Source organism: Micromonospora sp. WMMA1996, from assembly GCF_002573675.1.
In the GTDB taxonomy this organism is placed as follows: domain Bacteria; phylum Actinomycetota; class Actinomycetes; order Mycobacteriales; family Micromonosporaceae; genus Micromonospora; species Micromonospora sediminicola.
In genome coordinates this window covers 41,630-62,280 of record NZ_PDHU01000001.1, presented here as the reverse complement: position 1 = coordinate 62,280, position 20,651 = coordinate 41,630, and the positions used below count along the sequence as shown (strand labels likewise).

Sequence of the window (20,651 nt, the reverse complement as noted above, 5' to 3'; positions counted from 1 at the left end):
CACCCGCCGGTGTCGGGGATAGATTGGCCAGGTGCGTATCGCTCGTTTCGCTCATGCCAAGGGAATGTCGTTCGGAGTCGTCGAGGGCGAACCGGAGGCCGGGCCGCAGGGCCTGACCATCGCCGAGATCGAGGGCCACCCGTTCGGGCAGATCCAGTTCTCCGGCGCCCGCTGGGCGCTCTCCGACGTCCGGCTCCTGTCGCCGATCCTGCCCAGCAAGGTGGTCTGTGTCGGCCGTAACTACGCCGAGCACGCCGCCGAGCACGGCAGCGAGGTGCCCAAGGAGCCGCTGCTCTTCCTCAAGCCGTCCACCTCGGTGATCGGTCCGCGCGACGCCATCCGCCTGCCGATCTTCTCCAAGCAGGTGGAGCACGAGGCGGAGCTGGCCGTGGTGATCGGGGCGCCGGGCGCCCGCCGGGCCGACCGGGCCGCCGCCGAGCGGGCCATCTTCGGCTACACCTGCGCCAACGACGTCACCGCGCGGGACCTCCAGCGGTCCGACGGCCAGTGGACCCGGGCCAAGGGCTTCGACTCGTTCTGCCCCATCGGTCCGTGGATCACCACCGGGCTGGACGTGGCCGACCTGGAGATCCGGTGCGAGGTGGGCCGCAACCCGGAGGAGATGGAGGTCCGCCAGCTCGGCCGGACCAAGGACATGGTCTTCGACGTGCCGGGCCTGGTGTCCTACATCTCGCACGTGATGACGCTGCTTCCCGGCGACGTCGTGCTGACCGGCACGCCGGCGGGGGTTAGCCCGCTCACCGAGGGGGATACGGTCACCGTGCGGATCGAGGGGATCGGGGAACTCAGCAACCCCGTGGTCCCCGTCGCCTGATCCGTCCGACGCCCCGTTTCCGCAGGTCAAGGGCGGTTCGGGGGGTTGGATTTGGCCTGTCGGCACCGGGAGGGTAAAGTTCATTCCCGGCGCCGCAAGGGGCCAATGGGGTATGGGGTAATTGGCAGCCCGACTGATTCTGGTTCAGTTAGTCTAGGTTCGAGTCCTGGTACCCCAGCGCAGCCGCGGGTTCGCAAGAACCCCGGTCGCTGGATTCCGGCAGTTCACCACTGCCGGAGTGCAAGAAGGTTCTGGCCCCGTCGTCTAGCGGCCCAGGACGCCGCCCTCTCAAGGCGGTAGCGCCGGTTCGAATCCGGTCGGGGCTACAGCACCGTCAGCCCGTCCCACTTCCCGGGGGCGGGCTGTTCTGCTGTTCGGTGCGCAGCGCAGGGGGTGACCCCCCGCGGCGGTGCCGAACGCGGTGCGGCTAGACTACTGCCACACCGCCCGGCAGGGTGGTGAAGCAGGAAAAGTGCCTGGCCCCGTCGTCTAGCGGCCCAGGACGCCGCCCTCTCAAGGCGGTAGCGCCGGTTCGAATCCGGTCGGGGCTACGTCATCGAACGGCCCGTCTCGCTCCCGCGAGACGGGCCGTTCGCCATTCTGTCTACCCTCCGGCCCGGTCCCTCCTCGTTGATCAAGGAGTTTGCGTCACCCGGGCTGCCCCGATCCGAAGCAAACTCCTTGATCGACGGGCGGGACGGCTGCCGCCGCCGGGAACAGCGAAGATCTTGGTAGGAAACGGCCCCTCCAGGGGCCTTTTCGTACCAAGATCTTGCAGCCGGGCAGCCGGGCAGCCGGGCAGCCGGGCAGCCGGGCAGCCGGGCAGCCGGGCAGCCGGGCAGCCGGGCAGCCGGGCAGCCGGGCAGCCGGGCAGCCGGGCAGCCGGGCAGCCGGGCAGCCGGGCAGCCGGGCAGCCGGGCAGCCGGGCAGCCGGGCAGCCGGGCAGCCGGGCAGCCGGGCAGCCGGGCAGCCGGGCAGCCGGGCAGCCGGGCAGCCGGGCAGCCGGGCAGCCGGGGGGCCGGGCAGGCGGGGGTCAGAGGCCGGAGAGGCGTTGGCCGGCGCGGACGACGGCCATGGCGTGGCGTTCGCCGGGGCGGCGGCCGAGGCGTTCGATCGGGCCGGAGATGCTGATCGCGGCGATCACCCGCCCGGTGCGGTCGCGGATCGGGGCGGAGACGCTCGCCACACCGGCCTCCCGCTCCGCGACGCTCTGCGCCCAGCCGCGCCGGCGCACCTCGGCCAGCGTGCGGCCGGTGAACTTGGAGCGGGGGAGCAGCGGCATGACCGCCTCCGGTGGCTCCCAGGCGAGCAGGATCTGGGCCGCCGAGCCGGCGGTCATCGGCAGCACCGAGCCGACCGGGACGGTGTCCCGCAGGCCGCTGGCGCGTTCGGCGGCGGCCACGCAGATGCGCTCGTCGGCGCGGCGCAGGTAGAGCTGGGCGCTCTCGCCGGTGGCGTCGCGCAGCGCCGCGAGCAGCGGTTCGGCGGCGGTGAGCAGCACGTCCGGGGCCGCGTTGGCCAGCTCGCCCAGGCGTGGACCCGGGCGCCATCGGCCCTGGGTGTCCCGGACCAGCATCCGGTGGATCTCCAGCGCCTGTGCCAGCCGGTGCGCGGTGGCCCGGGGCAGCTTGGTGCGTTCAACGAGTTCGGCAAGGCTGGCGCCGTCGACACAGGCGGCCAGGATGACCACCGCCTTGTCGAGAACGCCGACACCGCTCATACTGTGTCCCACAAGCCGAAATTTACCTCCCAGAATTTAGGATGTCCAGATGGTGGGAGTCACTCAACCGAGGACCCTGGCCGAGAAGGTCTGGGACGCGCACGTGGTCCGCTCCGCCGCCGGCGAACCGGACCTGCTCTTCATCGACCTGCACCTGCTGCACGAGGTGACCAGCCCGCAGGCGTTCGACGGGCTGCGCCTGGCCGGGCGCGGGGTGCGCCGGACCGATCTGACGATCGCGACCGAGGACCACAACACCCCGACCGGGTACGACGACCCGGCGTTCCGCTCCCGGCGCGGCGACCTGCTCACGATCGCGGACCCCACCTCCCGCACCCAGATCGAGACGCTGCGCCGCAACTGTGCCGAGTTCGGGGTGCGGCTGCACCCGCTGGGCGACGAGAACCAGGGCATCGTGCACGTCATCGGCCCGCAGCTCGGTCTCACCCAGCCCGGCATGACCATCGTCTGCGGCGACTCGCACACCGCCACCCACGGCGCGTTCGGCGCGCTCGCGTTCGGCATCGGCACCAGCGAGGTCGAGCACGTGCTCGCCACCCAGACGTTGCCGCAGGCCCGCCCGCGCACCATGGCGGTCAACGTGGTCGGCGAACTGGCGCCCGGCGTCACCGCCAAGGACCTGGTGCTCGCGCTGATCGCGCAGGTGGGCACCGGCGGCGGTCGCGGCCACATCGTCGAGTACCGGGGCGAGGCCATCCGCGACCTCTCGATGGAGGGGCGGATGACGATCGCCAACATGTCCATCGAGTGGGGCGCCAAGGCCGGCATGATCGCGCCGGACGAGACCACGTTCGCGTACCTGAAGGGGCGGCCGAACGCGCCCCAGGGGGCCGACTGGGACGCGGCGCTGGAATATTGGCGGACGTTGCCCACCGACGAGGGCGCGACGTTCGACACCGAGGTCACGCTGGACGCGAGCCGGATCACGCCGTTCGTCACCTGGGGCACCAACCCCGGTCAGGGCGTTCCGCTGGGCGCGACCGTGCCGGACCCGGAGGCGTTCGACACCGAGCCGGAGCGGGTCGCCGCCCGGCGGGCGTTGGAATACATGGACCTCACCCCCGGCACCCCGCTGCGCGACCTCGCCGTCGACGTGGTCTTCGTCGGCTCCTGCACCAACGGCCGGTTGGAGGACCTGCGGGCCGCCGCCGACGTGCTGCGCGGGCGGCGGGTCGCCGACGGCGTACGCATGCTCGTGGTCCCCGGCTCCGCCGCGGTCCGGGAGGCGGCCGAGATCGAGGGGCTGGACCAGGTCTTCACCGACGCGGGCGCCGAGTGGCGGTTCGCCGGCTGCTCCATGTGTCTCGGGATGAACCCCGACACGCTCAGGCCCGGGGAGCGCTCCGCCTCGACCTCCAACCGCAACTTCGAGGGCCGCCAGGGCCGGGGCGGGCGTACCCACCTGGTGTCCCCGCCGGTCGCCGCCGCCACCGCCGTGGTCGGCCGGTTGGCCGCCCCCGCCGACCTGTAGAAGGGCAGCCGAGAGATGGACAAGTTCACCACCCACACCGGTACCGTGGTGCCGCTGCGGCGGTCCAACGTGGACACCGACCAGATCATCCCCGCCGTGTACCTCAAGCGGGTGACCCGGACCGGTTTCGCCGACGGTCTGTTCAATGCGTGGCGGGAGGACCCGTCATTCGTTCTCAACGATCCCTCTTATTCGGGTGCGTCGATTCTTGTGGCCGGTCCGGAGTTCGGCACCGGGTCGTCCCGGGAGCATGCCGTCTGGGCGCTGCGGGACTGGGGCTTCCGGGCCGTCGTGTCGCCCCGCTTCGGTGACATCTTCCGCGGCAACGCGCTGAAGGAAGGGCTCCTTCCGGTCGAGCTGGAATTGAGTGCCGTGGAGCAACTCTGGGCGCTCGCGGAATCCGATCCGACCACTCCGGTCACCGTTGATCTCGACGCCCGCGAGGTCCGCGCCGGGGATGCCACCTGGGCCTTCCCGCTGGACGACCACAGTCGGTGGCGGCTGATGGAGGGCTTGGACGACATTGGACTCACCCTCCGGCACGAGGCCGACATCGCCACGTACGAGGCATCCCGGCCGGTGTTCCTGCCCTCGATCGCCTGACCCGTACCCCCTTTTCGCCCCCGCCGGCCCGACCGGTGGGGGCGAATCCGTTGCGACACAAGGGCTTTTTTCCACCGAATGTTTGTGTCCAGGCAGCACAGGGCATACCGTGCGCGCAGAATGGCTCGCGTCGAGTCAGTTGCACAATCGGGAGGAAGTCGTGAACAAGGCCGAGCTCATCGAGGCGCTCGCCGTTCGCCTGGGGGACCGGAAGACGGCGACGGCCGCGCTCGACGCGGTTCTCGCTGAGGTCCAGGCGGCGGTCACCAAGGGCGAGAAGGTGGCGATCACCGGTTTCGGAGCGTTCGAGAAGCGCGTCCGGGGAGCCCGAACAGCGCGCAACCCGCGGACCGGCGAGGCGGTGAAGGTCAAGAAGACCTCCGTCCCGACCTTCCGGGCGGGCGCGGGCTTCAAGGAGATGGTGGCCAGCGGCAAGGTGCCGAAGGACACCGCCGCCGCGAAGAAGACCACCGGGGCCGCCAAGACCACCGCGGCGGCGAAGAAGACCACGGCGGCCAAGACCACCGGGGCCGCGAAGAAGACCACGGCGGCGAAGGCCACCAAGACCACCGCCGCGAGCAAGAAGGCCGCACCGGCCAAGAAGGCCACCGCGACCAAGACCGCGGCGGCGAAGAAGACGACCGCGGCGAAGTCCGCCACGGCCAAGAAGACCACCGCGGCCAAGAAGACGACCGCGGCCAAGTCGGCCACGGCCAAGAAGACCACGGCGGCGAAGAAGGCGCCCGCGAAGAAGGCGCCGGCCAAGAAGGCCGCCACCCGGCGCTGACCGGACCGTCCCACCGAGGGCGCCCATCGTTCGCGGTGGGCGCCCTCGTCCGTGGGTACGCGTTGACCGCCCGCCGCGCCGCCGCGCAGAATCGCCGTGCCGAAACCCCCGTCGGTCACGAGAAGAGGCGCCCGTGCGGCACCGTCACCTCTGCACCCTCGCGCTCGCCCTGGGCGTCACGGTCCTGTTGGACGTGCTTCGGGTCTGGCTCCCGTCGGTCATCACGCTCTTCGGTCGCGCCGCCGAGACGCCCGCCGAGCTGCTCGGCGCGTTCGCGCTCGGCTGGTTCGTGCTCGCGCTGGCCGCGCCCGGCCTGGTACGCCGGCTCGGCGTCCGCCCGGTCGGCCTCGCGGCGGCCGGCGTGCTGGCCGCCGTACGCCTGCTCCTGACCGCCGGTCCTGGTGGCACGGCCCAGCTCTGGCTGGCGTGCGCCGGGCTGCTCGCCGGCCTGGTCTGGCTCGCCGCGACCGCCGCGCTCGTCGACCGGCCGGTCGCCGGGCTGGCGCTCGGCCTGGCCGGCAACGCGGTCGGGCACGCCCTGCTCGGCACCGAGGACCTGGTCTGGCGCGGCGGTGTGCTCGGGTGGAGCCTGAGCGTCCCGCTGGTGCTGGCGTTCCTCGCCGCGGCCGGGCTCGCCGCGGCACGACGGCCGGGGATGCCGTCCGCCGCGCCGACGCCCGGGCCGGTGTCGCCGGACCGGTTCGGGGCGGCATCGGAACCGGTGCGGGAGACGCCACCGGTGGCGGCCGGGCGGCGGGCCTGGTTGCTCTGCGGTCCGGCGCTGCTGCTGGCCAACCAGATCGCGCTCGCCCCGGCGGTCTGGAGCGCCGCCGCCGGCACCGGTTCCCCCGACTTCCCCGGCCTCGCCCGTCCCGCCGTCCCGGTGCTGGGCGGGTACGCGGTCCTGCTGTTCCTGGCGGCCGTGCTGCTCCGGATGCCGACGCGACTCGCCCGGGTGCTCTGGCCGGTCGCGCTGGTCGCCGGCGCGGTGCTGTTCGCGGCCGGGCGGTTGGTCCCGGCGTACCTGCTCACCGCCGCCGGGCTCGGCGGTTGCCTGGCGCTGACCGACTCGGCGACCGACGACGCGGTGCCCGGCGCCGACCCGGACGGACGGGCGGCGGCGCGGCGCGGTCGGGCCGCCGTCGTCGGAATGCTGGTCTTCGCGGTGGCCACGGTGGCCTACTACGCCGCCTACGACCTCGGGTACCCCAACGGGTGGGTGCCGGTCGTCGCGGCCGTCCTGGTCGCTCTGGTGGCGTTCACCGGGCCACCGTGGTCCGCCCCGACCCTGCCCGATCCGGCGCGGACCTGGCTCCTCCTCGGCCTGACGGCGTCGGCCGGTCTCGGCACCCACCTGCACGCCCCGCCGTCGGAACCCCGGCCGGGCGGCCCGCCGGGGACGGTGCGGGTCACCGCCTACAACATCCGGATGGGCTTCGGCATCGACGGCCGGCTGGACCTCGACGCGGTCGCCCGACAGCTGCGCGGGGCGGACGTGGTGCTGCTCAGCGAGGTGGACCGGGGCTGGTGGCTCAACGGCGGGCACGACACGGTGGCGCTGCTGGCCGGTCGGCTGGGGATGCCGTACGTCTTCGCGCCCGCCGCCGACCCGGTGTGGGGCGACGCCGTGCTCACCCGTTTCCCGGTGCGCTCCGGCCGGACCCGGCCGTTGACCGCGCACGGCGCGCCGACCGGGGCGCAGGCGCTCGGCGTGACGCTCGACCTCGGCGGGCGCGAGCTGGCCGTGGTCGCCACCCACCTGCAACCGCCGCCCGGCCGGGATCCGGTGGAACAGGCCCGCGAGGTGGCCGCGTTCGCCAGCGAATACGCGGCCGGCCGGCCGCTGGTGCTCGGCGGCGACCTCAACACCGAGCCGGACGATCCGGCGTTCGCCGAGTTCACCCGGGCCGGTCTGGTGGACGCGCTGGCCGCCGCCCGGCCGCTGCGGACCAGCCCCGCCGACGACCCGCGCGCCCAGATCGACCACGTCCTCGTCTCGCCGGGGCTGACCGCCGCCGAGGTGCGCGCCCCCCGAACCGAGGCCAGCGACCACCTCCCGGTGACGCTCACCGTCACGCTGCCCTGAGCCGGGAGCCGACTCACAATCGGTCGGGGGCCACCAGGCGGTCGCCGGCGAACGGAAGGAGCCAGCCGCCGCCCTTGGCGGTGGTGAAGTCGTCGGCGCGACCGGTGAGCCGTTCCAGCGCGCCCGGGATCACCTTGCCCTGGCTGCACACCGCGACCGGCTCGCCGGCCCCGGCCAGCGCGGTCAGCCGCGCCGCGGCGGCCAACGCGCACTCCTCGGCCTGCTGCCCCGGCACCGGCTCGTCGAGGTCGCCGCAGATCTCGATCGGCAGGTCCAGCCGGGCCGCCGCCGGGTCCAGCGTCTGCACGCAGCGGCGGGCCGAGGCGGAGAGCAGGCGCACCGGGCGGACCAGGGACACCAGCGGGACCAGCGCCTGCGCCTGGGCCCACCCCTCGGCGTCCAGCGGGCGGCCGGTGTCCGGGCCGGTCCACGTGCCCCGCTTGCCGGCGTGCGCGTGCCGGACCAGCAGCAGCGTCGCGGTGACCGGCGGCAACGCCGCGAACGCGGCGATCACCTCGGCGTCGTGCGGATAGCTGACCCGGCGGGCGGCGTCGTCCACCGCGTACCAGGCCACCTCGTCGACCTCGGTGCCGGGCTGGAAGCCGCCGGCGCCGACGGCCCGCATCGACCACCAGTCGACCGCCTTGGCCCGGCCCTCGCTGCGGTAGCGGACCGTGGGCAGGCGGACCTGCGGCACGGCCCGCACGTCGGTCTCCTCGGCCACCTCCCGCACGGCGGCGACCAGCGGGTGCTCGCCGGCGTCCAGCTTGCCCTTGGGCAGTGACCAGTCGCCGTAGCGGGGGCGGTGCACCAGGCAGATCTCGACGCCGGTGGGACCCGGACGCCAGACGACGCCACCCGCCGCCCGGATCCGCACCGGTTCGTCGTCGCTCATCCGCTCACCGTATGCCCGCCCGTCGCCCGGCACGGCCCGCTCAGTCCGCCCGACCGCCGACCCGGCGCAACAGCAGGTCCTGCAGGTGGGTCAGCGGCGCGTCGTCGGTGCCGGTACGCCGGTGCCAGGTGCCGTCCGCGGCCAGCTCGAACGCGTCCACGTCGCTGTCGAACGCGGTGGCCAGGACGTGGTCCAGCTCGGCCCGGGCCACCGGGTCGCTCACCTGCACCAGCGCCTCCACCCGGCGGTCCAGGTTGCGGTGCATCAGGTCGGCCGAGCCCATCCAGAACTCCGCGTCGCCGTTGTTGCCGAACCGGAAGACGCGCGAGTGCTCCAGGAACCGGCCGAGGATCGAGCGGACCCGGATGTTCTCCGACAGCCCGGGCACGCCCGGGCGCAGCGTGCACATGCCCCGGATCAGCAGGTCGACGTGGACGCCGGCCCGCGACGCCCGGTAGAGCGCGTCGGTGATCTCCTCGTCGACGAGGGAGTTCACCTTGAACTGCACCAGCCCCGGCATGCCGAGCCGGACGTGCTCGATCTCCCGGTCGATCCGCTCGATCAGGCCGCTGCGGATGCCCTGCGGGGCGACCAGCAGCCGGCGGAACGCGGTCTGCCGGCTGTAGCCGGTGAGCACGTTGAACAGGTCGGTCAGGTCGGCGCCGATCTCGGGGTCGGCGGTGAGCATGCCGAAGTCCTCGTAGAGCCGGGCGGTCTTCGGGTGGTAGTTGCCGGTGCCGATGTGGCAGTAGCGCCGGATCTGGTTGCCCTCCTGGCGCACCACCAGCGCGGTCTTGCAGTGCGTCTTGAGCCCCACCAGGCCGTAGACCACGTGGCAGCCGGCCCGCTCCAGGGTGCGCGCCCAGCCGATGTTGGCCACCTCGTCGAAGCGCGCCTTCAGCTCCACCAGCACCACCACCTGCTTGCCGGCGGCGGCCGCGTCGACCAGCGCGTCGACGATCGGGGAGTCGCCGCTGGTGCGGTAGAGCGTCTGCTTGATGGCCAGCACGTTCGGGTCGGCCGCGGCCTGCTCCACGAAGCGCTGCACGCTGGTCGCGAACGAGTGGTAGGGGTGGTGCACCAGCACGTCGCCGTCGCGCAGCGTGGCGAACACGCTGCGCGGCACCTCGCCCTCGGCCAGGCGCGGGTGGGTGGCCGGCACGAACGGCGGGTCCTTGAGGTCGGGTCGGTCGGCCTCGCCGTAGACCTGCCACAGGGCGGACAGGTCGAGCAGACCGCGGACCCGCAGCACGTCGTGCCCGTCCATGTCCAGCTCGCGGACGAGCAGCTCCAGCATGTGGTCGGAGATGGAGGCGGCCACCTCCAGCCGCACCGGCGGGCCGAACCGGCGCCGGGCCAGCTCCCGTTCGAGGGCCTGGAGCAGGTCCTCGTCGCGGTCCTCGTCGACCTCCACCTCGGCGTTGCGGGTGACCCGGAACAGGTGGCACTCGACCACCTGCATGCCGGAGAAGAGCTGGCCGAGGTGGACGGAGATGAGGTCCTCCACCGGCAGGAAACGCACCCCGGGCCGGTCCTTCGCCACCCGGACGAACCGGGGGACGTTGTTCGGCACCTTGACCCGGGCGAACAGCTCCGAACCGCCGTCCGGGTCGCGGACCGAGACGGCCAGGTTCAGCGACCGGCCGGAGATGTAGGGGAACGGGTGCGCCGGGTCGACCGCGAGCGGCGTGAGCACCGGGAAGATGTGCTCGCGGAACCAGGTGCGCAGCCGCTCCCGCTCGGCGTCGTCCAGGTCGCTCCACCGCAGGACCCGGATGTCCTCCTCGGCGAGCCGGGGCAGCACGTCGTCGACGAAGCAGGCGGCGTGCCGGGCGACCAGGTCGGCGGTCTTCTCGGTGATCAGTTCGAGCTGGGTGCGCAGCGGCAGCCGGTCACCGCCGCGCACCGGCAGGCCGGCGGAGAGCCGGCGCTTGAGCCCGGCCACCCGGACCATGAAGAACTCGTCCAGGTTGCTGGCGAAGATCGCCAGGAACTTCGCGCGCTCCAGCAGCGGCGTGCGCGGGTCCTCGGCGAGCGCCAGCACCCGGGCGTTGAAGTCGAGCCAGGACAGCTCGCGGTTGAGGAAGCGGTCCTCGGGCAGCGGCTGCGCGGTCGGCGGGCCGGCGTCGGGGTCGGTCCCGTCGGCCGGGCCGGGCCCCTCCACCGGGTCGAGCGGCTCGTCCAGCCCGGTCGCGCCGGCCGCGTCCGGGTCGGCGCCGAGACGCTCCTCGGGCGGCCGGGTCTGCCGGAACCGCCCGTCGGGGCCGCGCGTGGGGCGGCCGTTGCGGGGCGTGCCGGGGTCGAGGAGGGGCGGCGGGTCGGAGTGCTCGCGAGGGGTGCTCACCACCTCATGATTCCCTGACGAGGGTGAACAGAAAATGAACTCCGGCCAGGTTGTTCACGCCATGGTCGGCAAGGTCACCCGGACCACCTCGCCGGCCGCGTCGCGTTCCACGCGCACCCGCTGGCCGAGCCGCAGCAGCCGCAGCCCGGACGCGTCGAACGCGCGGGCCGGGAAGGCCAGCTCGGTGCCGTCGTCGAGCAGCAGCACCCCGCTGCGGGTCGACGCGTCGTAGGTGGCCACCGTGCCCTGCATGTCAGCACCGTACCGGACCGGACCGGCGGCCCGGGCCAGCAGCGCCCCGGTGCGGGGGCCAACGCCCAGGCCGGCGGCGGCGGCCAGGTCGGGCGGGGTGTCCACGTCCCGGCGCAGGCTGGGCCAGTCGCCGACCAGCGGCAGCGCGCCGCCGGCGGCGTGCGCGCCGGCGGAGCCGGGGCCGAAGCGGGGGGCCAGCGGCACCCCGGCCGGCACGGCGAGCAGCACCGTGCCCCCGCCGGGGGCGTCGGCCACGAACCCGCGTACCCCCTCGGTCGCGCGCAGGGCCGCGGCCAGCTCGGCCGGGCGCAGCGCCGGCAGGTCGGCGGTGAGGGCGGCCACCGCCTCCCCGGGCCCGGCGAGGGCCGCGCCGTGCCGGAAGGCCGCGTTCAGCCCGCCGCCCGGGTCGGCAACGACCCGGGCGCCCGCGGCGGTCGCCGCCGCGCCCACCCGGGGATCGTCGGTGACCACCAGCACCCGGGCGACCGCCGGGCACGCCCGCACCGCGCGCAGCGTGTCGGCCGCCAGGGCCAGCGCCAGCTCCTCGTGGGGTACGCCGGGCAGCGCGCCCCGCAACCGGCTCTTCGCGGCGCCGAGGCGCTTCACCGGCATCACCACGGTCCAGCTCGGCTCAGGCACGCCGACCATCCTGCCAGCGCCGGTGGCGGTACCCGCACTGGCCGGACCGGGGGCGAGCAGGCATGATTCTCTCCCGGGGCGCGTGGGGCGGAACGAGGAGGCACTGTGGCACCGCGGAGGCTGGGATTCTGGCAACGGTTCGCCGTGGTGCTGGTGAAGCCGGTGTTGACGGTGTGGACCAGGCGCACCTGGCGGGGGATGGAGCACCTGCGCCGCGACGGCGGGATCATCATCGTGCCCAACCACATCTCGCACGCCGACCCGCTGGTCTCCGCGCACTTCATCTACGACGCCGGGCGCTGGCCGCAGTTCCTGGGCAAGGCCAGCGTCTTCCGGGTCCCGGTGATCGGCTGGATCCTGCACCGGTGCAGGCAGATCCCGGTCGAGCGGGGCAGCGTCGAGGCGGTCAAGTCGCTGGACAAGCTGATCGCCGCGCTGGACGAGGGGGGCGCCGTGGTGATCTACCCGGAGGGCACCACGACCCGGGAGCCGCAGCTGTGGCCGATGAAGGGCAAGACCGGCGCGGCCCGGCTGGCGTTGGCCACCGGCGCCCCGGTGATCCCGGTGGCCATGGTCGGCCCGGAGCGGATGTTCGACCCCCGGACGGCGCGGATCGGGCTGCGCCCGCGTACCCCGGTGACGGTGGTGGCCGGGCCGCCGGTCGACCTGAGCCGGTGGGCCGGCGCCACGCCGACCCGGGCGATCCTGGAGGAGATGACGGACACCATCATGCTGCGGATCCGTGACCTGGTCGCCGAGATCCGCGGTGGCACCCCGCCACCGCTCTGGCAGCGGCCGGCCCGCAGCGGCACCCCGGAGGTCTCCGAATGAGCGGGCACGTCGCGGTCCTCGGCGCCGGGTCCTGGGGAACCGCGTTCGCCAAGATCCTCGCCGACGCCGGGCGGGACGTCACCGTCCTGGCCCGCCGCGCCGCCGTGGCCGAGGCGATCCGGACCGGACGGCACAACCCGGACTACCTGCCGGACGTGCGCCTGCCCGAGCGGGTCACCGCCACCGGCGACGCCGCCGAGGCGATCGAGGGCGCCGAGGTGGTGGTGCTCTCGGTGCCGTCGCAGACGCTGCGCGGAAACCTGGCCGACTGGACGCCCCACCTGGCCCCCGACGCCACGCTGGTGTCCCTGATGAAGGGCATCGAGCTGGGCACCACCAAGCGGATGAGCCAGGTGATCACCGAGACGGCCGGGGTGCCGGCCGACCGGGTGGTGGTCGTCTCCGGGCCCAACCTGGCCCCGGAGATCGCCGCCGAGCAGCCGGCCGCCACCGTGGTCGCCGGCACCGACAGCCGCCGCACCGCGCTGGTGCAGGCCTCGATCCGGACGCCCTACTTCCGCCCGTACACCAACGACGACGTGATCGGGTGCGAGCTGGGCGGGGCGGTGAAGAACGTGATCGCGCTGGCGTACGGGATCGCCACCGCGATGGGCTTCGGCGACAACACCAGGGCCATGCTGATGACCCGTGGCCTGGCCGAGACCGCCCGGCTGGGCGTGGCGCTCGGCGCCGACCCGATCACCTTCGCCGGCCTGGCCGGCATGGGGGACCTGGTCGCCTCCTGCTCGTCCCCGCTGGCCCGCAACCGCACCTTCGGCGAGCACCTGGGCCGGGGCGAGACGCTGGAGCAGGCGCAGGCGGCCACCCGGCAGACCGCCGAGGGCGTGAAGAGCTGCCTGGCCATCCGCGACCTGGCCCGGGCGCACGGGGTGGAGATGCCGATCACCGAGCAGATCGAGCGGATCTGTCACGAGGGGATGGACCCCCGCCTCGCCGTGGACGCGCTGATGAGCCGGACCGCCAAGCCGGAGTCGTACGAGTGAGCGGGGTGGGCATGACGTCGCCGCACTGGGGAGACGGCACGCGCAGCGTGCACGCCGGGCTGCCGGACGCCGTACCCGGGCAGCCGTTCCTGCCCGGTCCGGTGTTCGCCGCGCCGTACCACCTCGACCCGTCGCGCGGCCCGTCGGCCGCTCGGGACGGGTACGGGCGGCCGGACAACCCCACCCGGCGGCTGCTGGAGACGGCGATCGGCGAGTTGGAGGGCGGCGACTGCCTGGTCTTCGCCAGCGGGCAGGCGGCCATCACCGGGCTGCTGCTGACCGTGCTGCGCCCCGGGGACACCGTGGCGCTGCCGGCCGACGGCTACTTCTCGGTGCGGGCGTTCGCCACCGACACCCTGGAGCAGCTCGGGGTGCGGGTGGTGCTCGTGCCGACCGCCGGGCCGTACCCGTCGTTCGACGGTGTCCGGCTGGTCCTGCTGGAAACCCCGGCGAACCCCGGCCTCGACGTCGCCGACGTGCGGGCGGTGGCCGCCGCCGCGCGTGCCGCCGGGGCGCTGGTGGCGGTGGACAACACCACCGCCACGCCGCTCGGGCAGCGTCCGCTGGACCTCGGCGCGGACGTGGTGGTCGCCTCCGGCACCAAGGCGCTGACCGGCCACTCCGACCTGCTGCTGGGCTACCTGGCGACGCGCGACGCCGGGCTGCGGGACGCGGCGACCACCTGGCGCAACGCCACCGGCGGGGTGCCGGGCGCCTTCGACTGCTGGTTGGCCCACCGCTCGCTGGCCACCGTCGACCTGCGACTGGCGCGGCAGAGCGCCAACGCCGAGGCGCTCGTCGCCCTGCTCGCCGGCCGGGCGGACGTCACCGGCCTGCGCTGGCCCGGGTGGCCGGAGGATCCGGCGTACCCGGTCGCGTCGGCGCAGATGCGGCGCATCCCGGGGGTGCTCTCGTTCGACCTCGGCGACGCCGACCGGGTGGCCCGGTTCCTCGACGCGTCCCGCCTGGTGGCCGCCGCCACCTCGTTCGGCGGGGTGCACACCACGGCCGACCGGCGGGCCCAGTGGGGCGACGACACGGCGCCGGGCTTCGTCCGGTTCTCCTGCGGCATCGAGGACAGCGCCGACCTGGTCGCCGACGTGGCCTCGGCCCTGGACGCCGCGGGCTGACGGCGCACCGGCCGCTGGGCTATCGTGACGGCAGCCACGGCCCGTGCGGCCCCGACCCGAGGAGGTGAGTCCGATCCACCAGCAGAGGACCGGCGCTCCCTCCGAGTCCGTGTCGCCCCGGGGCTGAGGCGACGCCGGGGGCGCCGACGAGCGTTCCCCGAAAGGCTTGCCATGGCACCCACCGTGTTCACTCCCGACCGTCCCGCCCTCGTCCGCCGGCTGCGTGCCGCCGGTTGCGTCTTCGCCGAGGACGAGGCGGACCTGTTGATCGCCGCCGCCGACTCGGCCGACGCGCTGACCCGCCTGGTCGACCGCCGTGTCGCCGGTCTGCCGTTGGAGCACCTGCTCGGCTGGGCCGAGTTCTGCGGCCGGCGGGTCGCCGTGCACCCGGGCGTCTTCGTGCCCCGGGCGCGTACCGCGCTGCTGGTCGACGTCGCGGCGTCGGTGGCCGGGCCGACCCCGGCCGTGCTCGACCTGTGTTGCGGCTCCGGCGCCGCCGCGCTGGTGCTGCACGACCGGTTGTCGCCCCGCTGGCTGGCCGCCGCCGACATCGACCCGGTCGCGGTGGCCTGCGCCCGGCGCAACCTCGACCCGCTGGGGGTGCCGGTCTACCAGGGCGACCTGTTCGATGCGGTGCCCGCCGGCTGGCGCGGCCGGCTGGACCTGGTGGTGGCGAACGCTCCGTACGTGCCGAGCGGTGCGGTGGCCATGCTGCCGGCCGAGGCCCGGTTGCACGAGGCGCCGGTGGCGCTGGACGGTGGCGCGGACGGGCTCGCGGTGCTGCGCCGGGTGGCCGCCGGGGCGGCCGAGTGGCTGGCGCCGGGCGGACACGTCGCGGTCGAGGTGAGCGCCGCGCAGGCGCCGGTGCTCTGCGCGGTGTTCGCCGCCGCCGGCCTCGACCCGACAGTGGTGCGGGACGAGGAGTGGGAGGCGACCGCGGTGACCGCCCGCCGTCCCGGCTGACACGCGTGGCGGGTGGGCCCGCCGAGAACTAACCTCAGGTCAGGCTCGGCGGGAGGCGGTGGCGGGTGGGCAGCGCAGGGGTGCCGGTGGTGGTGGGGCTGGACAACGGCGGCACGAGCAACAACGCCACCGTGCTGACCGTCGACGGCCGGTTCCTGGTGGACGGGCTGCTGGAGATCCCCAGTGAGGTCGGCGCCGGCCCGGAGGCGGCGGTCGAGGCGCTCGCCCGGGCGTTCGACGGCGTGCTGGCGCACACCGGGGCGCCCCGGGAGTCGGTGCGCGCGGTCGGGCTGGACACGCCCGGCCCGGCCAGCGCCACCGGGGTGATCTCCTCGCGCGGCTCGACCAACTTCTCCCAGCCGGCCTGGCGGGGCTTCGACGTGCGCGGCGCGCTGGAACGACGGCTCGGCCTGCCGGTGGTCTACGCCAACGACGGCAACGCCGCCGCGCTCTACGCCCACCACGTGCACTTCGGCGCGGACGCGGCGGCCCGGTCGTCGGTGTCCGCCATCGTCGGCACCGGTCTCGGCGGGGGTGTGGTGGAGAGCGGCCGGGTGGTGGGCGGCGCGGCCGGCATGGCGGGGGAGTTCGGGCACGTGCACATCCCGCTGGACGGGCTGGTCGAGCCGGACCAGCCCGCGCCGGTCTGCGCCTGCGGCTTCACCGGCGACGCCGAGAGTCTCGCCTCGCTCACCGCCATCCGGCGCAACCTGCTGCCCTACTGGCTGGTCCGCTATCCGGGGCACCCGCTGGCCGCCGAGGAGCCGGCCCGGGCGGCGAAGCTGGTCCGCGGCTACGGCGAGCGGGGCGACCCGTTGGCCCGTCAGGTGTTCGGCCAGCAGGCGGCGGCGTTGGGACGGCTGTTCACCATCGCGGCCAACTTCACCGACCCGCACGCGTACTTCGTCGGTGGCGGCGTGGTGGAGGCCGCGCCGGAGTTCCGGGACTGGTTCCTCGCCACCGTCGCCGGGCACACGGTGCTCCGCGACGAGCAGCGCGCGGTGGCCACCTTCGCGCTGGTGCCGGACCGGGACATGGCCGGCGCCCGCGGGGTGGCCATCGCGGCGCTGGAGGCGGTCCGCGGCGCCACCGCGCCACTCGCGCGGGGCGGGGCCCCCGCCTGACGTCTTCGGCAGAGCGGGGGCCCCTGCTCGACGCTTCCGGCGCGTGCGGTCAGGCGCGCGGCGGCGCGGCGGTGAAGGCGGCCCAGGCGGCCGGCGGGAAGACCAGCACCGGGCCGGCCGGGTCCTTGGAGTCGCGGACCGCGACCGCCTCCGGCAGCGGGGCCATCTCCACGCACGCGCCCTCGTCGCCGCTGTGGCTGCTCTTGCGCCAGCCGGCCGGCGTCGGGTGGGGGCGGTTCGTGCCGTTCATGCGGTCACCTCTCGTTCAGCAGATTGAGGAGCTGGTCCCGACTGGCCGCCGGGCTCAGCGCCACGGTCCGCAGGTGCTCCATGATCTTGGTGCAGGTACGCAGGTCGCCCGGCCGGTCGAGGACCATCTGCCCGGCGACCGTCTCCACCGAGGCGATGATCGGGTCCTCGGGGTCGGCGAACTCCAGGATGTGCAGCGATCCCCGGGTGCCCCGGTGGTAGCCGGCGGCGAGGGGGATGACCTGCACGGTGATGTTCGGCAGCTCGGCCATCTTGAGCAGGTGCTGGAGCTGGCCGGCCATCACCGAACGGTCACCGACGGGGCGCAGCAGCGCGCCCTCGTCGATGATGGCGTCGAGGATCGGCGGGTCCTGCCCGGAGATCCGCTGCTGGCGGTCCAGCCGTAGCTGGACGCGCTGCTCCACCTGCTCGTCGCTGAGCGTGTGCGGTCCGCCGCGCATGACGCCACGGATGTAGTCGGCGGTCTGGAGCAGCCCGGGCACCACCGACGGTTCGAAGTTCGCGATGCCGGTGGCCTCGGCCTCCAGCGCGATGAAGTCGATGGTGCGCCGGTCCAGCAGGTAGGAGTAGGACACCCACCAGCCCGGCTTGCGCGCGTCCTTGGCCAGTTGGACCGCCGCCGCGATCTCGTCGGGGCCCACGCCGTAGCTGGTCAGCAACGCGCGCACGGTGGCCGGGTTGATCAGCGTCTGCGCGTTCTCGTAGCGGGACAGGGTGCTCCGGGTGCTGTTGATCTCGTCGGCCGCGGTCTCCAGGGTCAGGCCGGCGGCCTCCCGGTGGGTTCGCAGGGCGATGCCGAGCCGTCGGGCCCGGGCGGTCTTCGGCGCCATGCATCGATGGTCGCACATCGAGTGGGAAAACGGGCGTGAGAGAAAGTCGATGAGAGTTGCATTCACGCGTGTCCACCTGTCAATCTGTGACGGCGTCCTCACCGCCGGTTGTCGTGGCGACGGTGGTGGTGAGCGACCGGAGGGGATGGGGCGCGCGGCGATCGGGTTTTTCTCCCCCACGACCCGATCGCCGCGTGCCCGTACCGGTCCACCAGACGGGGAGGGATCTCGCGATGACGGTGACGGCCTGCCACTCCGGGAACGGGGGTGGCCGGGAATGACCCGGTTCCTCGTGGTCCTCACCGACGTGCGCCCGGGCGACGGCGCCGAGCGCGACGAGCGGACCAGCCCCGAGCGGCGCCGGCAGGTCGTCGGCGCGAGCAGCCGGGAGGCGGCCGACCGGATCGCCGGTGCCTTCATGGCGCTGGGCATGGTGCGGGCCGGCCGGCAACGGGTCAAGGTCATCGCGGTCGGTCGCCGACCCCGGCACCCGGCCTTCTGAGCCATACCGGGCCCGACCTCGCGGACGCGGCGGCGAGGGCGGGGAGCCGGGCGGCCGGCGGCAGGTCCCGCCGCCGGCCGCCCGGGCTCGACCCCGGCACGCCGCGCCGTTACTCCCCGTATATGTCACCTTGACCGGTTGCCATGCTCCGCCGCGTCTCCCCGGGTATCGGCCACCCCCGCCGACGACGCACAGTAAGGTCAACCGGGTGAGCGCCACCGGCGAGCACGGCCAGCCGCAGTCGCGAACGATGAGGTGACCATGACCACCCCAGGCAAGACCCGTGTGGCGATCGTCTTCGGCGGCCGCAGCCCCGAGCACGGCATCTCCTGCGTCAGCGCCGGCAGCGTGCTCGGCGCGCTCGACCCCGACGAGTTCGAGGTCGTCCCGGTCGGCATCACCCGACAGGGCCAGTGGGTGCTCGCCAGCGGCGACCCGAGCGGACTCGCCATCGCCGACCGCAAGCTGCCGGAGATCACCGCCGGCTCCGGCGCCGAGCTGGTGCTGCGCGCCGACCCGGCCGTCGGCGGCCTGATGGTGCTCGACCCGGCCCAGGGCCCGGTGGCGCTGGCCGACGTGGACGTGGTCTTCCCGGTCCTGCACGGCGCGTACGGGGAGGACGGCACCATCCAGGGGATGCTGGAGATGGCCGACATCCCCTACGTCGGAGCCAACGTGTTCGCCTCCGCGGCGGCCATGGACAAGGAGTTCACCAAGAAGCTCTGCGCGGCCGAGGGCATCCCGGTCGGCCCGTACGCGGTGCTGCGCGCCGGCATGTCGCTGAGCGAGGAGGACAAGGAGCGCCTCGGGCTGCCCGTCTTCGTCAAGCCGTCGCGGGCCGGCTCCTCGTTCGGCATCACCAAGGTCGACGACTGGGCCCAGCTGGACGCCGCCCTCGCCACCGCGCGCGAGATCGACAGCAAGGTGCTCGTCGAGGGCGCCGTGGTCGGGCGCGAGATCGAGTGCGGCGTGCTGGAGGGCGAGGCCGGCGGCGCGCCGGAGGCCTCGGTGCTCGCCGAGGTGCGGATGATCGGCGACCGCGACTGGTACGACTTCGAGGCCAAGTACATCTTCGCCGACGAGGTCTGCGAGTACGACGTCCCGGCGAACCTGCCCGAGACGGTGACCCGGCAGGTGCGCGACTACGCCACCCGCGCGTTCACCGCGCTGGACTGCTCCGGCCTGGCCCGGGTCGACTTCTTCGTCACCCCGCAGATGGACGTCTACCTCAACGAGATCAACACGATGCCGGGCTTCACCCCGACCTCGATGTTCCCGCGCATGTGGGCGGCCAGCGGGCTGGAGTATCCGAAGCTGGTCAACCGCCTGATCCGGACCGCCCTGCACCGCGGCGCCGGCCGCTGACCGGCCGGCGCGGACGTCACGCGGAGCAGCCCGAGGGCGCCGTCTTCGCCGAGGGCACCGCGCTGACGATCGCGTCGGAGATCGGCGTCACCCACTGCAACGGCTGCTCGTAGGTCCGCGGCACGCGGACCCGCACCGGGGTCTCCCGGTCGACCGTGGTCAACACCGTGGCGTCGGCCTCCTGCACCGGGTGCCAGCAGACCTTGTTCACCGTCCACACCTCGTCGGTGGGCTGCACCAGCGGGGCGCTCCCACCGCAGGACACGGTCAGGGCCGGGTCGCCGTACGCGGCGTTCTGCTCCGGGCCCGCGGTGACCGGGCGCTGCCGCAGGTCACGCACGCTGTCCGGGAGCTGCGACACCAGCGCGCGGCAGAGCACCGCCGGGCGCTCGGCCAGGGCCGGGGCCGGCAGCTCGACCGGCGCGCTCGACTGCGCCCGGGGGCTGGCCGACGCGCTCGGCGTGGCCTCGGGGGAGTCCGGGGCGAGCTTGGCGAACGTGAACCCGGCCACGGCCAGCGTCACCGGCACCGCGATCAGTGTCGCCCAGAGCGCGGCGCGCCGGGTGGAGCCGTCCGCGCGCGGGGAGCTGTCCTTCTCTTCCACTTACAGCCGCACCACCGAACACGTGAGGGTGCGGGTGATGCCGGGCACCATCTGCACCTTGCTGACGATGAGTTTGCCGAGCTCGTCGACGGTGTTCGCCTCGGTGAGCACGACCACGTCGTACGGCCCGGTGACGGCGTCGACCCGTACCACGCCGGCAAGGTCCGCGATCAGACCGGCCACGTCACGCGCCCGGCCGACCTCGGTCTGGATGAGGATGTACGCCTGTACCACGACTCGACCTCCGTCCGTCGCCGCCTGGGGCGGCCCGAAGGGTGAAACTACCGTACTGAGCGGCCGTGATCCCTATCGGTCGCCGGGCGGACGCGGTGAGCGAGCACACGTGGGCGCGGGGAGGGGTCGGGACGTGCGGGA

Annotated in this window: 20 protein-coding genes, 3 tRNA genes and 1 pseudogene; 15 read left to right on the top strand and 9 right to left on the bottom strand. The window is 74.1% G+C overall.

What is annotated here, in order from left to right:
- The first annotated feature begins 31 nt into the window (after positions 1-31).
- The 4 genes from COO58_RS00300 to COO58_RS00285 all read left to right on the top strand — a co-directional run bounded on the left by COO58_RS00300 (position 32) and on the right by COO58_RS00285 (position 1,386).
- Positions 32-835: a fumarylacetoacetate hydrolase family protein gene (locus tag COO58_RS00300; protein ID WP_098743366.1), complete on the top strand. Its 804-nt coding sequence runs from the start codon at positions 32-34 to the stop codon at positions 833-835.
- 106 nt (positions 836-941) lie between these two features.
- Positions 942-1,013: transfer RNA gene (locus COO58_RS00295), tRNA-Gln, on the top strand.
- A gap of 75 nt (positions 1,014-1,088) precedes the next feature.
- Positions 1,089-1,161: transfer RNA gene (locus COO58_RS00290), tRNA-Glu, on the top strand.
- 152 nt (positions 1,162-1,313) lie between these two features.
- Positions 1,314-1,386 (top strand) — tRNA-Glu (locus COO58_RS00285).
- Positions 1,387-1,868: 482 nt separating this feature from the next.
- Here COO58_RS00285 and COO58_RS00275 read toward each other — a convergent pair.
- Positions 1,869-2,555: an IclR family transcriptional regulator gene (locus COO58_RS00275; RefSeq protein WP_013284529.1), complete on the bottom strand. Its 687-nt coding sequence runs from the start codon at positions 2,553-2,555 to the stop codon at positions 1,869-1,871.
- Between the two features lie 49 nt (positions 2,556-2,604).
- On the opposite strand from COO58_RS00275, the gene leuC reads away from it, so the two are divergent.
- The 4 genes from leuC (at position 2,605) to COO58_RS00255 (ending at position 7,523) form a co-directional block, all read left to right on the top strand.
- Positions 2,605-4,047: a 3-isopropylmalate dehydratase large subunit gene (gene leuC, locus COO58_RS00270; protein WP_091580492.1), complete on the top strand. Its 1,443-nt coding sequence runs from the start codon at positions 2,605-2,607 to the stop codon at positions 4,045-4,047.
- A gap of 15 nt (positions 4,048-4,062) precedes the next feature.
- Positions 4,063-4,650, top strand: coding sequence for a 3-isopropylmalate dehydratase small subunit (gene leuD / locus COO58_RS00265; protein ID WP_098743364.1), 588 nt, complete (start codon positions 4,063-4,065; stop codon positions 4,648-4,650).
- A gap of 160 nt (positions 4,651-4,810) precedes the next feature.
- A complete protein-coding gene (locus COO58_RS00260; protein WP_098743362.1) occupies positions 4,811-5,437 on the top strand; it encodes an HU family DNA-binding protein in 627 nt (208 codons plus the stop codon).
- Positions 5,438-5,570: 133 nt separating this feature from the next.
- Positions 5,571-7,523, top strand: coding sequence for an endonuclease/exonuclease/phosphatase family protein (locus COO58_RS00255; RefSeq protein WP_098743361.1), 1,953 nt, complete (start codon positions 5,571-5,573; stop codon positions 7,521-7,523).
- A gap of 13 nt (positions 7,524-7,536) precedes the next feature.
- Here COO58_RS00255 and COO58_RS00250 read toward each other — a convergent pair whose 3' ends face one another.
- The 4 genes and pseudogenes from COO58_RS00250 to cofC form a co-directional block, all read right to left on the bottom strand.
- Positions 7,537-8,418: an NUDIX hydrolase gene (locus COO58_RS00250; RefSeq protein WP_176558709.1), complete on the bottom strand. Its 882-nt coding sequence runs from the start codon at positions 8,416-8,418 to the stop codon at positions 7,537-7,539.
- A gap of 40 nt (positions 8,419-8,458) precedes the next feature.
- Positions 8,459-10,762, bottom strand: coding sequence for an RNA degradosome polyphosphate kinase (locus COO58_RS00245; protein ID WP_176558708.1), 2,304 nt, complete (start codon positions 10,760-10,762; stop codon positions 8,459-8,461).
- A gap of 54 nt (positions 10,763-10,816) precedes the next feature.
- Positions 10,817-11,014, bottom strand: a complete 198-nt coding sequence (locus tag COO58_RS30535) for a cold-shock protein (RefSeq protein ID WP_174528381.1) — start codon at positions 11,012-11,014, stop codon at positions 10,817-10,819.
- A 24-nt stretch (positions 11,015-11,038) separates the two neighbouring features.
- Positions 11,039-11,662 (bottom strand): annotated as a pseudogene (cofC, locus tag COO58_RS30530) (2-phospho-L-lactate guanylyltransferase); the annotation flags it as partial.
- A gap of 96 nt (positions 11,663-11,758) precedes the next feature.
- Here cofC and COO58_RS00235 point away from each other — a divergent pair.
- The 5 genes from COO58_RS00235 to COO58_RS00215 all read left to right on the top strand — a co-directional run bounded on the left by COO58_RS00235 (position 11,759) and on the right by COO58_RS00215 (position 16,705).
- Positions 11,759-12,484, top strand: coding sequence for a 1-acyl-sn-glycerol-3-phosphate acyltransferase (locus COO58_RS00235; RefSeq protein WP_091580463.1), 726 nt, complete (start codon positions 11,759-11,761; stop codon positions 12,482-12,484).
- Positions 12,481-13,488 carry an NAD(P)H-dependent glycerol-3-phosphate dehydrogenase gene (locus COO58_RS00230; protein WP_091580459.1) on the top strand — a complete coding sequence of 336 codons (1,008 nt, stop codon included), beginning with the start codon at positions 12,481-12,483 and terminating at the stop codon, positions 13,486-13,488. Before COO58_RS00235 ends, COO58_RS00230 begins: the two co-directional genes overlap by 4 nt.
- 11 nt (positions 13,489-13,499) lie before the next feature.
- Entirely contained in the window at positions 13,500-14,618 is a 1,119-nt protein-coding gene (locus COO58_RS00225) for a cystathionine gamma-lyase (protein ID WP_091580455.1), read from the top strand.
- Positions 14,619-14,789: 171 nt separating this feature from the next.
- Positions 14,790-15,581: a putative protein N(5)-glutamine methyltransferase gene (locus COO58_RS00220; RefSeq protein ID WP_098743358.1), complete on the top strand. Its 792-nt coding sequence runs from the start codon at positions 14,790-14,792 to the stop codon at positions 15,579-15,581.
- Positions 15,582-15,646: 65 nt separating this feature from the next.
- Complete coding sequence (locus tag COO58_RS00215; protein WP_098743356.1) at positions 15,647-16,705, top strand: ROK family protein; 1,059 nt, start codon at positions 15,647-15,649, stop codon at positions 16,703-16,705.
- 49 nt (positions 16,706-16,754) lie between these two features.
- On the opposite strand, the gene COO58_RS00210 is transcribed toward COO58_RS00215, so the two are convergent.
- Positions 16,755-16,955 carry a DUF397 domain-containing protein gene (locus tag COO58_RS00210; RefSeq protein ID WP_091580445.1) on the bottom strand — a complete coding sequence of 67 codons (201 nt, stop codon included), beginning with the start codon at positions 16,953-16,955 and terminating at the stop codon, positions 16,755-16,757.
- 4 nt (positions 16,956-16,959) lie between these two features.
- Entirely contained in the window at positions 16,960-17,805 is an 846-nt protein-coding gene (locus COO58_RS00205; RefSeq protein WP_098743355.1) for a helix-turn-helix transcriptional regulator, read from the bottom strand.
- Positions 17,806-18,082: 277 nt separating this feature from the next.
- Between COO58_RS00205 and COO58_RS00200 the strand changes: the two genes are divergently transcribed.
- Both COO58_RS00200 and COO58_RS00195 read left to right on the top strand, forming a co-directional pair.
- Positions 18,083-18,307 carry a hypothetical protein gene (locus COO58_RS00200; RefSeq protein ID WP_091580438.1) on the top strand — a complete coding sequence of 75 codons (225 nt, stop codon included), beginning with the start codon at positions 18,083-18,085 and terminating at the stop codon, positions 18,305-18,307.
- Positions 18,308-18,568: 261 nt separating this feature from the next.
- Positions 18,569-19,672, top strand: a complete 1,104-nt coding sequence (locus tag COO58_RS00195) for a D-alanine--D-alanine ligase family protein (RefSeq protein ID WP_091580434.1) — start codon at positions 18,569-18,571, stop codon at positions 19,670-19,672.
- Positions 19,673-19,688: 16 nt separating this feature from the next.
- Here the strand turns inward: COO58_RS00195 and COO58_RS00190 are convergent, their stop codons facing one another.
- Positions 19,689-20,276, bottom strand: coding sequence for a DUF3515 domain-containing protein (locus COO58_RS00190; RefSeq protein ID WP_098743353.1), 588 nt, complete (start codon positions 20,274-20,276; stop codon positions 19,689-19,691).
- Positions 20,277-20,510, bottom strand: coding sequence for an Lrp/AsnC ligand binding domain-containing protein (locus tag COO58_RS00185; protein WP_013284547.1), 234 nt, complete (start codon positions 20,508-20,510; stop codon positions 20,277-20,279).
- Between the last annotated feature and the right edge of the window lie 141 nt (positions 20,511-20,651).

Bases quoted from the DNA above. Each gene is read 5' to 3' on its own strand.
- COO58_RS00275 (WP_013284529.1), bottom strand. From the start codon at position 2,555: ATGAGCGGTGTCGGCGTTCTCGACAAGGCGGTGGTCATCCTGGCCGCC.
- leuC (WP_091580492.1), top strand. From the start codon at position 2,605: ATGGTGGGAGTCACTCAACCGAGGACCCTGGCCGAGAAGGTCTGGGAC.
- leuD (WP_098743364.1), top strand. From the start codon at position 4,063: ATGGACAAGTTCACCACCCACACCGGTACCGTGGTGCCGCTGCGGCGG.
- COO58_RS00250 (WP_176558709.1), bottom strand. From the start codon at position 8,418: ATGAGCGACGACGAACCGGTGCGGATCCGGGCGGCGGGTGGCGTCGTC.
- COO58_RS30535 (WP_174528381.1), bottom strand. From the start codon at position 11,014: ATGCAGGGCACGGTGGCCACCTACGACGCGTCGACCCGCAGCGGGGTG.
- COO58_RS00230 (WP_091580459.1), top strand. From the start codon at position 12,481: ATGAGCGGGCACGTCGCGGTCCTCGGCGCCGGGTCCTGGGGAACCGCG.
- COO58_RS00225 (WP_091580455.1), top strand. From the start codon at position 13,500: ATGACGTCGCCGCACTGGGGAGACGGCACGCGCAGCGTGCACGCCGGG.
- COO58_RS00220 (WP_098743358.1), top strand. From the start codon at position 14,790: ATGGCACCCACCGTGTTCACTCCCGACCGTCCCGCCCTCGTCCGCCGG.
- COO58_RS00210 (WP_091580445.1), bottom strand. From the start codon at position 16,955: ATGAACGGCACGAACCGCCCCCACCCGACGCCGGCCGGCTGGCGCAAG.
- COO58_RS00205 (WP_098743355.1), bottom strand. From the start codon at position 17,805: ATGGCGCCGAAGACCGCCCGGGCCCGACGGCTCGGCATCGCCCTGCGA.
- COO58_RS00200 (WP_091580438.1), top strand. From the start codon at position 18,083: ATGACCCGGTTCCTCGTGGTCCTCACCGACGTGCGCCCGGGCGACGGC.
- COO58_RS00195 (WP_091580434.1), top strand. From the start codon at position 18,569: ATGACCACCCCAGGCAAGACCCGTGTGGCGATCGTCTTCGGCGGCCGC.